Genomic DNA, 14,496 nt, shown 5'->3' on the forward strand with positions numbered 1-14,496 from the left:
TAAATTAGAAAGAACGGGGCTTACGCCCCGTTTTTCTTGCTGGATACCTATTCTCTAAATGAGGTGATTTTTTTAAGCAAGCTATCCAAATAGATTTTCACTTTCTGAACTAACTCTTCTTGTGCTAACTCATCTAAGACCAAACCAATAACAGACTGCATTGACAGCGACGCTAATGAGAAGTTTAGGTGCAACATCAAAATTGATTGTTGCTCAGAAAAATGGTCGACTTCTTTAATAATCAACGGAATCAATGCTTCCGCGCTCGAAGACTTGAGTTGTGGCACGCTGCAACGCAGTGGCGACTCGACCATCTCTGCAAGCTGCCCCACACAGGCATTTAAAACAATATTACCAACTTCGGTTAGTAAATCGTCCTCTACCCCTTTTGAGGCTGGGTCGATCTTTGTCTTACTTAAAACTTTACCTGTCAGTGCATGACACGATTCTTGTGAAAGTATCCACATTCCCGTTCCGTCAAACTCACCGGCGAAAGGTTGCAATAAGATCATTACTTCATCAGAAGGAAAACTATTTAGCTGCTGTTCAAATTGATTAAAATCGACTAGCTCTAAAACGGGCACCGTAATTAAAACTTCTTCACCCACCATTTTTGATAAAGCGTCTGCGGCTCGCCCAACTCCGTGGTTCAGCAATTCAACGATAGCATCAATTTCTAAAGCGTTTAGTGACATTGGTTTAAGTAACTACGAGTCAACAAAATCTAAGACTTCATCGACATTGATCGGTTTGGTAATAAAAACGAGACCGAGTTGGTCAGCTTTTTCTTTTATTGCGGATTGTATGTTTGCAGTCAGTAATGCAATTTTTGCATTGTTTTGATTTTCGATCATTTCCGGCGCAGCATCTAACCCATTGCGTCCAGGCATGCTCAAATCTAAAGTGATGTAATCAAATTGACTATGATGGCAAGCATCAATCGCCTTTTCTGCAGATGCAGCTTGAATGCACTCCCAACTCGGATGTTGAGACATGATAATCTCTTTGATCATCATGCGTGACACCATGCTGTCATCAACAATTAATACCTTTTTTGACATATGTACCCTACCCAGCCTAACCATGCTTACAACAAAAAAGCACAGTATTTTTATTATAGGAGTAAATCGGGTAAAACGTTATTCTCTCGTCAAATCTCATTGACGCTGTTTTTGAGTAATGTTCACTTTTACATCACGCCACAGAATAAACAGCTTAAAGCCATCATCACAAAGAAATTAAATAACGCAAATATTATTTAAACCTACTTTAATTAGCCATTGTAACCAAAAAACACTAAAAAATCGTTACTTGTACCACATTTTCGTGTGATAACTTTTGTCAGTACACCCCAAGCTTCTCTTAAATGTAAGAACAAAGCAGTACAATGCTGGGGTCCCCCCACCAACAGCGTGAAGTTTGCCATGAACAACGACAAGTGGCGGAATAGACTTCTTAGAGGTTTTTGCTTGTCGGCAAGTTCAAAGCTAGTATAAAAATCAATCATCACTGAAGGCTTTCCTTAATGAATACAAATTTAAATGCGGGGTATGGAAAACGACTGCTTGTTGTTTTAGTATTTCTTCTAACGATAACGACAATACTTTACTTGAAGACTGATTATCTTCAGCAAGCTACTGAATATGTTAACAAAACCTTACTTGGCAAGTCTGATACCAATTCAATGGTCACCTTTTACCAGTGGACTAACGAGCAAGGAGAAACAGTCATTAGCCAAGACAAACCGGTTCAACCAAGAGAGTACATTGTTTTTCAAGCTTTGCCAGATTTAATTAAAAATGAAAATATTATTGACCAAACACTGATTGAGCGAAGTAATCAATATCAAAGCCAACGACAAAGTAATCAGCAAAATGCCGTAAAAAGCCAACAGTCAGGTAAAGCGAAAACCAATATTCAATCAACTGTCAGCGGGACTATTTTTGAAGCGCCAACAAAAGCCAAAAACTGTGTAAATGTCGCCGTGCAGCATGCAGCTAACAACAGAAAAGCCGCTGATAGCGGCTCAAGAACAATCAACACTGATCCAGGCTGCTAAGTGGCAACCAAAAATAGAGACAACGACTGCACCAACTAATACTAATTAGAGCAGTATTTGAGTGACTCATAAACTATCCAGCGATATTCAGTGCCTGGTGAGAAAGTCGACTGTTAGCTGAAAATTCTTGGCGCAATAGGTATATGGCAACCAAAGCTAAACTCACCTCAATAATAAGTGCGACTATGATTCCCTCGCTCGGTAATCCGTCAAACAATATTCCTAACAGTCGAAAAATAGAGAAAGCCGAAAACGTTAACGCGGAAATGACTAATGCGTATTTCTCGAACTGTTGGTAGAACGCCCCGATAAAAATGAAAATGCCGAATACAAAGAGACTTCCACCCATTCCCCGTAACTCACTGAATAGTTCGATGGGCACTCCGTTATCCAGATTAAACTGTCCCAAATACGCTGCGGGGACAAAACCGATAAAAGCACCCACAAGCAATAAAATGATTCCTGAAATAGCTAAATAAATTTTTTGTTTACTCATGTTCATTAGTTTGCTCCTTGAAATTTAGAAAGATAAAACGTGGTGAAAGGTTACTGCCAAATACCCGAAATTTGTGTTGCTTGAATATACTCAGAAAACGTGCGCGCCTCTCGACCAAGCGTTCTTTTAACATCATGAGTTATGTTGGCATTCCTACCATCTAATAAATCAGTGTATAAAAATGCAATCAGCTCAATTTCCTGTTCCGAGACGCCGGCCTGCCGCAAAGTCGCCAAGTATTCATTAATCGGTAAAAAAGTTGTTTTAACTGGCTTACCTAATTGCAGCGTGAATTGTCGCGCGACATCATCAAATGATAAGAGCTCCGGTCCAGTAACTTCGATCACTTTATTCTGAGATTTCTGGTCAAAGAACGATTGAAAAACCACATCAGCAATATCCTCAACATCAATAAAAGGTTCTTTTACATGGGTAGTTGGTAAAATGATTTCTCCGTCACGAATCGCGGATAAATACATTCCCTCACTAAAATTTTGCGAGAACCAACTAGCCCTCACAACGGTCGTTGGAATGCCACTGGATAACGCTACCTTTTCACACGCCAAAGCCTGCTCTTCACCGCGACCGGACAGCAATACGATTTTTCGGATCTGAGCAGCATTACAATAAGCTAAAAATTTTTGGAGTAATTTAGGCAGATCGGTAAAAGCGAGCTCGGGTGGTAATACAATATAAATTATCGTCGCCGAATCTAGGGTATCCATCCAAGTGTCAGATTTGTTCCAATCAAACGGTATTGCAGTAGTTCGAGAAGCGCCTCGATAATTCAAGTTAGCCCGTTTGAGTCGCTTTATCACTCGTTTCCCAGTCTTACTGTTAGGCGCTGTGACGACGATTAGATCGCTGTTGTTTTGGTCTAAATTCATAACTAACCCTCTTTAGTGAATAAATTGAGGTTTTATTATGGGAGAAATTCGCTGTATGATTAATGCTCAAAAGTGCATAAAGGAACGCAGATCGTACAAACTCGTTTTTAATCATGGAAACAAAGACTTACGATGCAATTTTGCATTATCTAAAGCTTGAAAGTGTTTATTACAGCCGTTCCTCGTTTGGCGGTAATGAGTGGGGCGTAGACGTGCCAGCGTACGACAATACCAGTATGTTTCACATTGTGACCGCTGGTACCTGCGAGGTCGAAATCAACGGAAATTGTATCCAAATGAACCAGGGCGATGTTTTATTTATTTCGCGTGCTTGTGGCCATATCGTTCGAGGTGCAGACAACGACAAAGCGATCGACTTATTATCACTCCCCGTTGATCATGTGAGTGAGTTTTATGAAACCCTTGAGCTCAATTCCGAGGAAACCCAGAAAACGATCATTCTCTGCGGTGTCGTTAAAATCACCCACCCTTCCGGCGCCATGCTGATTAATGAGATGCCCGATGTTATTCATGTCAAACGCAAAGAACACATGTTCAATACGGTGATGGATGAGATCGTTCAATTAATGTTCCGTGAGGCGAACGGACAATATCTGGGTGGAGAAACAGTCATCACTCGTCTCGCCGATGTGCTGATGATTCAAACTATTCGTCACTGGGTTGAAAGCGCAAGTGATTTTCATGGTCGATGGTTAAACGCACTTAAAGATGGAAAAATTGGTAAAGCACTTGCCAGTATTCACTCATCACCAGAGAAAAACTGGACGATCGAATCCCTCGGCAAGGAGGTCGGCATGTCACGTACTGCTTTTGCGAATAAGTTTCGAGAATTAATCGATCAGTCACCGATGAACTATTTAACCACATGGCGAATGAATCTAGCCAAACTAAGAATATCAAATGGCGAAAAAGTCGACTTGGACTTTATTGAAAGTCTTGGCTATCAATCCGAATCCGCATTTAGAAGAGCATTTAAAAAAGTCATTGGCGTCAATGTTTCTGAGGTATAAAAATACTGTTTCGACGGTATAAAGATATTATTTCTAAGGTAGAAAGATATTCAATTTGAAGTGTAAACCTATCACGGTATTAAAGTCTGTAATCAGTAGGGAAAGCCAAATTTCCCTACGAATTTATATTCAATCTTAGATGCTTTCCTGCAACTCTCGCGCTTCTTGTTCTTTTATTTGATAATAATCAACCTTCAACCCGGTCAACTCTGGAAACGTCGCAGAAATGCAAATAGACGACAGGGTTCCAACGAAAATCCCAAAAAACAGCGCAACAGAAAAACCCTCTAACGGCGCACCTGCAAGCCACCAAAGAGAGCCAATAGTCGCTAGTGTTGTCCCTGATGTTATCAGAGTTCGCGTGAGTGTCGACCGAATAGCCGCATTAATAACATGAGACAGTGACTCTCCTTGATTAAGTTTCATGCTTTCTCGAATACGATCTGCAACGATTATGGAGTCATTCAAAGAATAACCAATGATCGCTAGCATACTTGCTAACACGGTCAAATTAAATTCCAATTGGGTCCAAGCAAAAATGCCAATCACGACGACAATATCATGAAACAACGCCAGTACCGAACCAAGCGCAAACCGCCATTCAAAACGCATTGATAAATAGACTAATATCATTATTAAAGCAGTTAGCATTGCCAGGCCTCCCTGCTCTATTAATTCTTGACCGATTTGGGTGCCAATATAGTCCGAGTCGAGCGGTATTATGGTGATGTTAGACTTCTCAACTAACACGCTTTCTTGCAAATTTTTGAGCCAAGCGTTACTGGTCAGCAAATCATTTTTAGTACCATCAGACAATAATTCCGGTTGACGAACCGTCCAGTTTGTCGAATCTTCCGCTGAGGTTAATTCAAACTTACCGACAATGTGTGCTTGAAGGGCTTGTTCCATTTTACTTGGTTCTATTGACTGACTCGTTGAAAACTCTGTTATAAATCCACCCGTAAAATCAATTCCAAGGTTTAAACCTCTGACAAGCATGGTACCCGTTGAAATCAAAACCAGGAAAAGTGTCAGAAACAAGCCCATAAAACGGAGCTTAGATAATTTGTCATTTAACATTAGGCCATTACTCCTTTTTCTCTACGGCTATTTGAATTCGTGTAAAATAATCGAGTAAGCACTTTGGATATAAATACTCCAGTAAACATACTAGTCAAGACACCGAGTCCTAAAGTGATAGCAAAGCCTTTAACGGGTCCATAACCAATGGCATAAAGTATTAGCGCAGTCAGTAATGTAGTAATATTGGCATCAAGTATGGTTGCGAAAGCGTTTTTATAACCTTGTTCAACTGCGATGGATACCGCTCTTCCTCTTTTTAGCTCTTCTTTTATTCTTTCAAAAATAAGCACATTGGTATCGACCGCCATGCCAACAGTTAACACAAAACCAGCGATTCCAGGAAGCGTTAGTACTGCTCCTGGGAGCAATGACATTAACCCCAGTAGACATAATAAATTAAAGCTCAAAGCGACGTTTGCAATCACGCCGAGTTGACGATACCAAGCGATCATGAAAAGCAAGGTTACCCCGATCCCAAGCGTTAAAGCAGCCATGCCATTCTCAATATTTTTTTCTCCGAGTGTTGCGTTGATTGTGCGTTCTTTAGCGATTGTGATCGGCGCATCCAACGAACCCGCCCTTAATAAAAGAGCAAGCTCCTGCGCCTTTTCAGGACTCGACAAATGAGTAATACTAAAGCGAGAACCTAATTGCGCTTGAATAGTTGCGACACTGATTACTTTTTCTTTCTTAAGCGTTTCACCGCTCGTGTTTTGATAGTACTCCGAAAATACTGTGACCATGGGTTTTCCAATATTGCGAGCACTGAAGCGGAGCATTTTATCGCCGCCAATAGCATCTAAAGTCAAATGAACTAAAGGCATTCCCATTTCATCGCGTCCGGCTTTCGCGTTTTTGATATGTTTACCCGAAAAAATCGGGACTGGACTTACTGCGATACTTTCTCCAGATTCGGTTTTAAAATACTTTCCTCCTCGTTCTTGTAATTGAAAAAATTGTAAAGACGCGGTCGCCCCAATGATGGGTCTAACATCATCTGGATTACTCGCTCCCGGTAACTCAATTCGAATACGATCTCGTCCTTGACGTTGCACAACAGCTTCCGTAATCCCCAACTCTTCAATTCTTCCACGCATGGTTGAAAGTGACTGACTCATAATTTCTTGATGGAAGCTATTCTTAGCGGCCGCCGCATAAAACAGTTTTAACTGTGTATCACTCTCATAAAACATTGAGAGCAACGGAAAACGATTTTGAATTTCAGCAGCGACTTTTTGTAGATTTTGAGGCTGATAAATATTAACGACCACCTGTTCCTTATTCGCAATAGCAACGTTAACATCGCGTATCTTATTGTCTCTTGTGATTGATTTTACCGAGTCTCGAATATGGACAATTCGATCGCTAAACGCTTTGTCTCCATCTACATCCAATATAAATAAAACACCACCTCTTAAATCCAGTCCAAGCTTTATAGGTTCCAATCCCAGTTCAACTAGCCATTGCGGTATACCGGATTTTTCGCTTTTCATAATAGTGTATTCATCACCATAAACTTGAACAAGCCGCTCATAAGCTTTTTTGGCATCACTTAAATTCGCAAAGTAAAGCTCACTACCTTGCTCAGTACTATTAATTGCATTCACGGGTAAGTTTGCATCAGCCAATTGTGTATATAGTTCGCTCGCTTGAATAGCGGCTTTTTCAGCGCCGTTGCTATGGATTAATAAACGCTGTTTCTTGGGAAAAAAATTGGGCAGCGCGCTCAAAGCCATAAAAATGAGAGCGACGGCAATAATCAGATATTGCCACTTTGAAGTTCGGTTACTGGCGGAATAGCCATAATTTTTAGGATAAGTTTTCATAATTAACTCTCGTCAATAGACATCTTTCCACAATTAAATTGCGGAAACTCAATAAACTAATTATTTTGATTAGTTCGACTTAAAGGAATGTTTTAGGCGCGACAACCATAAACCAGCAAACTGGCTAAATCAGGCACCTATAGATGGATGAGTTAAAAAGAGATGAAAGGTTTTCCTGCCCGCATAAATCGAGTTACTTTCTTTCCAACCGGATACACGGGAAGCGGAATTAGACTGTGTGATTAAATACCACGGCTTATTGGTTAAATAATTCTTTAGTTGCGGTTGGACGAATAGTGAGAGGTCAGGAGGATTAAATTCAGCGATTAGCCAATAGATAGGCTCCTCTTGGACTGCAGTCCGAAAGAACAAAGCGCTTGAACGATTGGGAATAAGGGGCAAGTTATCACTGGAGAAATTTTGGTCTTTTGAGTCAACAATAGTATCTCCAGATGACTTTGAAAAAATCGCACTATTGTCTTTATCTAACTGTTGGCTCCCAAAAATGAAGCTATCAGACTCGGAGTTAGATAAAGTAACGGCTTGACTAACATGCCCGCTATCATCGGTGGCAATGGTTCCAACCAATGTAGTTAAAGTAAAAACTGATATAAGAATAAATAAACTAATCAGCCGGGCTTTCATTAATCAATAGACTATCGATGTTATAAGTTGATTCTTAAATGGGGATGATTTCACGGAACTCAAGAGCGCGCTAGTTAAAAAAATCCACTAGAGCAGCTCCCTTCCGATTGGAATAAAGTCAGCAGATTATGGATATACTCACATACTCCACAAACCTCACATACTCCACAAACCTCACATACGCCATCGCTTCCAAATCATAAAAATTTTTAATGCTAGTCAATAAATCGACGAGGGCTATATCTTCAGCCATTCAACTAATAAACTAATAGCATTGTTCAAAGGTTGGTTAAGATTTTTACTCGATTCAATACTAACAGGCATGTTATTTTGTCGCGCAGCTAGTTTAGCTTCAATGTTATCTAGCTGAGTCGAACCTTGTTGAACGGCAGCAATTTCACTTGTTGATAAAACGGTCTCATATTCAGAAGTGATGGATGTCTTCTCTTGGAATGCACTGGTAAGAATAAAGTTAGGCGTTACACCTTTTGCCTGGATTCCTTTGCCGGTAACTCGAAATACTTCTGCAACCGTTATTCGCAAAGCACCAAACTGACCTCCATCAGAACGCAACCATCGATTTAAATCGAGCATCTGCTGGATAGTGCTTCTTCCATAAGTACGCTCCCCTACTAAAAGCGCCTTCCCATGATCCTGCATGGCCGCCGCAAACATCTCGCCACCAGAGGCCGTATCACTGTCTACCAAAACGACTATCGGCTTATCAAATATGATAGCTTTGCCTTTAGCTTTGACAACTTCGACTTTACCATCTGAATTTTTTTGTTGTAGTATTGGAGCTTCACCTAAAAATATCCCCGCCGTTTTATGGACTTCAGATAAAGCTCCACCAGAATTACCGGTTATATCAATAACAAGACCATTGATTCTTGCGTTGATTAATACCTGAAGCTGTTCACGAACATCTCGACTGACACTGTTATAGTTTAAGTCTCCGCGGGTTTGAGCGATAAAATCTAAATAAAAACTTGGAATTTTTATCACACCAACTTTCTGCTGGTCAGCATCCACAACGAAACTTGATACTTTTGGTGCTATTAGTTTTACTTGTTTCCTAGTGAGAGGAACTTGCAATAACTTATCGTTTCGCTTCACTTCAATAGTCACTATCGAGTTTTCTTTTCCTCTCAGCAAACCAACCACTTTCTCCAGACTCATACCTATGACATTGACAGGTTCTGTTCCCTGCTCTTCAATTGAAACCAAGCGATCATTTTTAAGAAGAATGCCGCTCATCTGTGCGGGTCCACCTTTCGTTACGGCATTAACAGTGACATAAGGACCTTGCTGTTCTAATACGAGTCCTACGCCAACTAAACCTAATTCGAAATCGATATTCAATTTATGATTTCTCGGAGGATAATAGCTTGTGCCAGAATCAAGAGTCGAAGTAAAAGCGTTAACAAACATAGCGTATACTTCATCAGAGTCTACAGAACCTTGTTGGTCGATAATCTCATGGTACCGAGCGACTAGAATAGCTTTGATTGTATCCCTTGAGAGTCCGGCTTTGCGAAGCTCACTGATATCAAAGCGAACTAAGTCTCTCCAAATTGTTTTACGCTCTACCTCATCCGATAACCAATCAGATAATTCCTTTGGTTGGTTGTCTAGTAGCTTGAAATTCCAAAAGTCAGTTGTATTAAGCAAAGATATTGAGTACATGTACCTTTCATGAACTAAAGTAACCAAGCGATCATGGATCGGAAATATTGGTTTGAGCCAACCAGTGATCAATGCATTATCTAAGCTATATTCTATTTTACTAAATTCCTTAATGTCATTCTTTAGAAAATAAATATGTTTATTATCGAGAGATTTCAAATAAGAAAAAAAGATCTTACTAGAAAGAGTATTGTCGATAGCTGGACGAGAAATATGATAGTCACTAATAAACTTGGTTAGATAACGAATTTCTTGATGTCTCCTCACCGAGGCGCTTTTTTCGCTATCACTTGAATGCTTGGATGTATTTTGACTTATTCCACTCGGGTTTGAGCTAGTTACAGGAGCAGTCTTTTGATTTGGGTTACTTCCACACCCTACTCCCCCTAATAAAACCATTGCAATCAGAGCATTTGTTAATCCCAAGTTTCTCGGATTTCCCATTACTTTTCCTTTTATTATTTTGAGCTGAATAGGTCAATTTAATTTCGCACGATAGCCGTTTAAAGAATTAAAGACAGTCACTATTCTGCATTACCGTTAGTACGCTTTCCAAGCAAGAATCGAACTATTCGAATAATCCGCTTTAGCATTGGATGGTTTTTCACCAATAACTTTGCAGTATAATGATCAGCTTCTTTTTCCTTTTCAGGATCTTCACCCTCACTTAACGGGTGCTTATACGCATGATGTCCGATCTCGTGATATAGCGTTTTTTCAATTCTTAATAATAAGAAATACGACAACGGGTTGAGCCTAGCAGTGGTTATATCCCACTCTACCATTACGCTACAAAGAATCGGCATATAAGTTCCTCTATAGTCAACATTTTGCTCAGGAATTAAATAAAGCCGTTCTATCTCTTCTAGGTCTTCTTCAGGAACTGAAGAGAGCCACTTGGTCATTTTCCTTTTAATTCTTTTGGTATCAGTTAATTCATTTGACTGATAAATGTCGACGTTCCTAATCCGAAAAGAGTTAAATTCATCCAAAGTAAACTTTAAGATCGAATCAATTCTGCCATCTACAATTTTGCTACAACCCTTTTCTCGGATTTTTGCACCTACTTTATTAACTCTCTTTTCATCGATATCATGAATCAAGCCTAATAGACCTGTAAGGATACTAATTTCAATACCGACTTTATTCCCATTCCATTTATAAGACATTAACTGTTTTTCGATTGCAGGCAGTGCTGACTCACCTATTTCAAATAGAGCTCGGTGACTTTGGTAAATGGTTTCACCGGAATTATGTGCTAGTCCCCTAAGCAAGTTATTCAGTGTTTTATCGATAGCTGATGCGGTATCCATTTTTTCTTTATCTCGTTGAGTCACAGGTTGGTTTATTTTTCAAATGACCATGTAAATCTCAACGATTTTTAGCTATTTTTATTCAATTGTTTATTTAGCAAGCTTAAGGTTTTTTCCAGTTTCAATTTCGATCTTATAAACATCGTTATTGAAGTCTGTAATTTCTATTTGGTCTTTATCTAACTCGAATCCTTCAGTAAATATATCTGAGCCGGAAGCAGCCCATTCTATGTCTCCGTCTTTCGTAAGTCTGCGTACATCAACTTCACCCCAAGATATTAGACAGTTTTTTTCTTTAACCCAGTAAATACCAAAACAAGTTGCAAAATCTACCTTTCTACACCATAACAGTTCCAGAGAAGGTAACTGAAGTGCAAACACTGAGTCACCTGCAGCGATAAAACAAATGCTATCGTGGTAAGCAATCGAATCTTCATGAATGCCAGTAGCACCACCAACACCAAGTAAAATTGTAGAAGCTTGAGGGGATTCAATATCGCCAACAAACACACCATGAGCACAAGTGTGACGATATTCGCTGTTTCTACAAAGCTCCGTTTTATAAGAGCGAATATTGTCAGTAGAGTTTGTGGAATAAGTCTTTTCTTCAACTAAGGTCAATTCATAGCCTTCAAACACTTTCTTCATAAATCATCCCTTAAGACTATTGTTCCAACGCTTGGTCATCACTTTTTTGAAATGCTCAGTATCAGTAGGATTTAACCAATAGACATAAGTATCAAGCGTTTTACGAGCGACCTCGCTTAAGCTTGATTCAGCAATTGATTCGACTTCTCTAAGGACTTCGTCTCGGCCAACTTTTTCCGCTAAATACCAAGGAAGTTCTTCAACACTCAAATTCCAGTTATCTAACGATCTCAGAATATCTTCTCTAAGATTTCGGTCGTATTTAGGCATTAACTTTATGAGCAATCCTCCAGCCATGGTTTGGTCTTTAAATTTTTTCTCGCCACGCGAGTCATCGAAAAATACCGATAATAACCCTTCCACTACTATATTCTCATCTAATTTTTTCAGCTTGTTCATGAGGCGCCGAATTTCCTGCATCTCTGTTGGGCCGTCTATGGCTTTATAAAGCTTTTCCTGAATATCTAATGCGTTCATTTTTTAACCATCTTCAAATACTCAAACTCAACTCTCATACAAAAACTTTTAACTTCATCCTGAAACATAAACATGCTCCCATCCATAGTCTTTGTATGAGTAATATTTGGGAAAAGGGCTACTCTTATATTCGTTACTCTCTGCCCATTCCAAAGATCGCATACAATTAAACCGTTACACTCCCTATATGCATGAGGTGCTGATCTATATTCCTGATATTCATGTTCGCCATCTGAGTCGTCCCACTCCCTAACAAGACGCATTGTTTTATCATCGTTAATTTGAAGAGTAATTGTCTCGTTTGTACCGTCAGCAGTCCCTTTCCACACACCTACAATTTCCTTCTCAAAGACAATTTTAAGAGCCTTATCAAATCGTTCCAAACTAGAATTCAGTTTTTCAATTAGCATTCCCTCTTTAGCAACCCATTTTAATGATCGATTAATTGACCAATAGTACTCATGATTCTTCTTGGTATTCTCTATATCGAGATTAATTAGATCGAATGCTTTAGGGCACTCAGCTTTTATTTCAAGCATGACTTCATTAATTACAGCATCTTCTTCCGGATACATATTCTCGCCTAATTAGTTTCTTATAAGGTTATAGTCTGATTCTAATTTATTAATCGTGCTTTCTAACAAACTCATTCTTTCACTACTAGTCTTTGAAATACTTATACTTAAGCTGTGCAAATCCTCCCCTTTATCATTAAACTCTAGAGATAAAGTATTGCCCATATCATCTTCAAACATCGCAGTATTGTTTGTGAGATTCAGGTAGTAGCAAACACCATCATTCACATATGGCATGAATGATGTGTAAACAACATCGCCTATTTCCTTACTCTTTGAAAAACCTTTCCAGCCGTTACTAGGTGTTAGTTTGTACACTCTCAATCTTCAACTCCTTTCTGGGCGGACAATTCCTTACCCAGAAATACCAAAGCAGCCAGACCTACAAGGGTGTCACCACTGCTCACTCCCACAGCACGTCCATTAAAAATAAGCGACTTACGATTTAGTTCTAATCCATCATCAGTCGTTACAACTATGTCTTTAACTTGTCCTAGCATTTCACCAGCCATTGAAAAGACTTCACAACCTTTAATATAAGCTATCTGCTTATCGTCATTATCACAGATAACATTGTCGTAGAATGAACCTAATCGTTCATGTGTTTCGTTCCGCCACATAACGCCAAATTTAGTCCACGCTACAATTTGTTTTAGATTATCTACGATAATTAGTTTAGGTTCAGACATCTCAATGCTCTTACTTACTAGTCCTACATGCTTTTCAATCTTTTCTGAACATTTATTAATTCATCAACTACTACACATATTCTCATGCAGTAATTTCAACATATCTTTCTTTATTTCTACCGGATCTCCATAGTGCCTCAACTCTGCTAAATCCAGGCCATCCCAATAGGTCATCATTTCTCCAATTAATTCCTCGCTCGGCGCAAATTCAGATAAAGCCATATCATAAAGGCCACGTGAAATTCGCTCAAAGTCAGCGTCTTTTGTTTGAAGACTTTGATAGAAGAAGTAAAAAACTCGTTTTGCAGCTTCCGGCGAATAACCAGTACCGCCTAGACAATTTAGTCCTGAAATTGCATCACTCATTGTCTTAGCTTAAGAGATATCAAACAATTCAACAGCCGGGTCATCTGAGGACTTGATCATACTATCCGCCCATTCAATCATTTGTTGAAGGTTGATTGCCCCATGTTTAATCGCATACTCTCGCGCTCTAGCTTCGGTCTCAATGTTCATAAATAAAATCGTAATCGTGAGAAGTCGCTAATAAAGGAATCGTTAATCCTTCTATTTGACGTGCACTATCGCGAATCAATTTTTGAAATTTCAAAACTACTATCAGTGAAGCAACCCCCAGAGCAGTGTCGTATTCTTTATTACCGAAAGCATCAGAATCGTAAATTTGCTGTAAAGACTCCATTCATGTCAAAGTTAATCGATTTTCAGATTCGGTTTGCCACTCACATAACCAGTCATAATCCTCATGTCCACCATAAGAAGCGTATCCGAAAAGTTCGAAATACCACTCGTCAGGATTAATATCGAATCCATTGGTTTCCGTATAAAGAGACTTTAACTCGATGCTTTCATTTGATTTATTCAAGAATGAAGAAATGTACTGTCCAACTTCATTTAGTGAATTTGTAAATTCTAACTCAACCACTTTATGAAACGGAGTCTTAGGAAGTTCTTCTATTACTTCAATGGCACGAGCAAGACATGAATCTAAATCGCCTATTCTAAGTCCAGGCTCAAGCTCCTGAGCTAATTCAAACCAGTCCATTTAATATCCACCTAATTA

General features: G+C 39.3%; 19 protein-coding genes. 2 read left to right on the plus strand and 17 right to left on the minus strand.

Annotated elements, in window-relative coordinates; genetic code table 11:
- Nucleotides 1-47: 47 nt before the first annotated feature.
- Nucleotides 48-695 (minus strand): hypothetical protein, encoded by a 648-nt coding sequence (locus FLL45_RS15695; protein WP_142943046.1) that lies wholly within the window; start codon nt 693-695, stop codon nt 48-50.
- Between the two features lie 12 nt (nt 696-707).
- Nucleotides 708-1,061 carry a response regulator gene (locus FLL45_RS15700; protein WP_185964496.1) on the minus strand — a complete coding sequence of 118 codons (354 nt, stop codon included), beginning with the start codon at nt 1,059-1,061 and terminating at the stop codon, nt 708-710.
- Between the two features lie 464 nt (nt 1,062-1,525).
- Between FLL45_RS15700 and FLL45_RS15705 the strand changes: the two genes are divergently transcribed.
- A complete protein-coding gene (locus FLL45_RS15705) occupies nt 1,526-2,059 on the plus strand; it encodes a hypothetical protein (protein ID WP_142943048.1) in 534 nt (177 codons plus the stop codon).
- Nucleotides 2,060-2,132: 73 nt separating this feature from the next.
- Here FLL45_RS15705 and FLL45_RS15710 read toward each other — a convergent pair whose 3' ends face one another.
- The gene (locus tag FLL45_RS15710) at nt 2,133-2,555 is read right to left on the minus strand and encodes a DUF4345 domain-containing protein (protein WP_185964497.1); all 423 of its coding nucleotides are present in this window, start codon (nt 2,553-2,555) and stop codon (nt 2,133-2,135) included.
- Between the two features lie 50 nt (nt 2,556-2,605).
- Nucleotides 2,606-3,442, minus strand: a complete 837-nt coding sequence (locus FLL45_RS15715) for an NmrA family NAD(P)-binding protein (protein WP_142943050.1) — start codon at nt 3,440-3,442, stop codon at nt 2,606-2,608.
- Between the two features lie 113 nt (nt 3,443-3,555).
- On the opposite strand from FLL45_RS15715, the gene FLL45_RS15720 reads away from it, so the two are divergent.
- Entirely contained in the window at nt 3,556-4,473 is a 918-nt protein-coding gene (locus FLL45_RS15720) for an AraC family transcriptional regulator (protein WP_142943051.1), read from the plus strand.
- Nucleotides 4,474-4,608: 135 nt separating this feature from the next.
- On the opposite strand, the gene secF is transcribed toward FLL45_RS15720, so the two are convergent.
- From secF to FLL45_RS15780, 13 genes are all read right to left on the minus strand, one after another.
- The gene (gene secF / locus FLL45_RS15725; RefSeq protein WP_142943052.1) at nt 4,609-5,553 is read right to left on the minus strand and encodes a protein translocase subunit SecF; all 945 of its coding nucleotides are present in this window, start codon (nt 5,551-5,553) and stop codon (nt 4,609-4,611) included.
- Complete coding sequence (gene secD, locus FLL45_RS15730; protein ID WP_142943053.1) at nt 5,553-7,382, minus strand: protein translocase subunit SecD; 1,830 nt, start codon at nt 7,380-7,382, stop codon at nt 5,553-5,555. Before secD ends, secF begins: the two co-directional genes overlap by 1 nt.
- A gap of 129 nt (nt 7,383-7,511) precedes the next feature.
- Complete coding sequence (locus FLL45_RS15735) at nt 7,512-8,027, minus strand: hypothetical protein (protein ID WP_142943054.1); 516 nt, start codon at nt 8,025-8,027, stop codon at nt 7,512-7,514.
- A gap of 237 nt (nt 8,028-8,264) precedes the next feature.
- The gene (locus tag FLL45_RS15740; RefSeq protein WP_142943055.1) at nt 8,265-10,157 is read right to left on the minus strand and encodes a S41 family peptidase; all 1,893 of its coding nucleotides are present in this window, start codon (nt 10,155-10,157) and stop codon (nt 8,265-8,267) included.
- Nucleotides 10,158-10,237: 80 nt separating this feature from the next.
- Nucleotides 10,238-11,026: a hypothetical protein gene (locus FLL45_RS15745; RefSeq protein ID WP_142943056.1), complete on the minus strand. Its 789-nt coding sequence runs from the start codon at nt 11,024-11,026 to the stop codon at nt 10,238-10,240.
- 90 nt (nt 11,027-11,116) lie between these two features.
- The gene (locus FLL45_RS15750; protein WP_142943057.1) at nt 11,117-11,674 is read right to left on the minus strand and encodes a hypothetical protein; all 558 of its coding nucleotides are present in this window, start codon (nt 11,672-11,674) and stop codon (nt 11,117-11,119) included.
- A 3-nt stretch (nt 11,675-11,677) separates the two neighbouring features.
- Nucleotides 11,678-12,151: a hypothetical protein gene (locus FLL45_RS15755; RefSeq protein WP_142943058.1), complete on the minus strand. Its 474-nt coding sequence runs from the start codon at nt 12,149-12,151 to the stop codon at nt 11,678-11,680.
- Nucleotides 12,148-12,726 (minus strand): hypothetical protein, encoded by a 579-nt coding sequence (locus tag FLL45_RS15760; RefSeq protein WP_142943059.1) that lies wholly within the window; start codon nt 12,724-12,726, stop codon nt 12,148-12,150. The genes FLL45_RS15755 and FLL45_RS15760 overlap by 4 nt, the downstream gene beginning before the upstream one ends.
- A 12-nt stretch (nt 12,727-12,738) precedes the next feature.
- Nucleotides 12,739-13,044, minus strand: a complete 306-nt coding sequence (locus tag FLL45_RS15765; RefSeq protein WP_142943060.1) for a hypothetical protein — start codon at nt 13,042-13,044, stop codon at nt 12,739-12,741.
- Between the two features lie 2 nt (nt 13,045-13,046).
- The gene (locus FLL45_RS15770) at nt 13,047-13,415 is read right to left on the minus strand and encodes a PRC-barrel domain-containing protein (protein ID WP_142943061.1); all 369 of its coding nucleotides are present in this window, start codon (nt 13,413-13,415) and stop codon (nt 13,047-13,049) included.
- Between the two features lie 63 nt (nt 13,416-13,478).
- Nucleotides 13,479-13,781 (minus strand): hypothetical protein, encoded by a 303-nt coding sequence (locus FLL45_RS15775; RefSeq protein WP_142943062.1) that lies wholly within the window; start codon nt 13,779-13,781, stop codon nt 13,479-13,481.
- Between the two features lie 9 nt (nt 13,782-13,790).
- Nucleotides 13,791-13,931 carry a hypothetical protein gene (locus tag FLL45_RS22810; protein WP_185964498.1) on the minus strand — a complete coding sequence of 47 codons (141 nt, stop codon included), beginning with the start codon at nt 13,929-13,931 and terminating at the stop codon, nt 13,791-13,793.
- A 184-nt stretch (nt 13,932-14,115) separates the two neighbouring features.
- Nucleotides 14,116-14,478 (minus strand): hypothetical protein, encoded by a 363-nt coding sequence (locus FLL45_RS15780; RefSeq protein ID WP_142943063.1) that lies wholly within the window; start codon nt 14,476-14,478, stop codon nt 14,116-14,118.
- Between the last annotated feature and the right edge of the window lie 18 nt (nt 14,479-14,496).

Source organism: Aliikangiella marina, assembly GCF_007004765.1.
In the GTDB taxonomy this organism is placed as follows: domain Bacteria; phylum Pseudomonadota; class Gammaproteobacteria; order Enterobacterales; family Kangiellaceae; genus Aliikangiella; species Aliikangiella marina.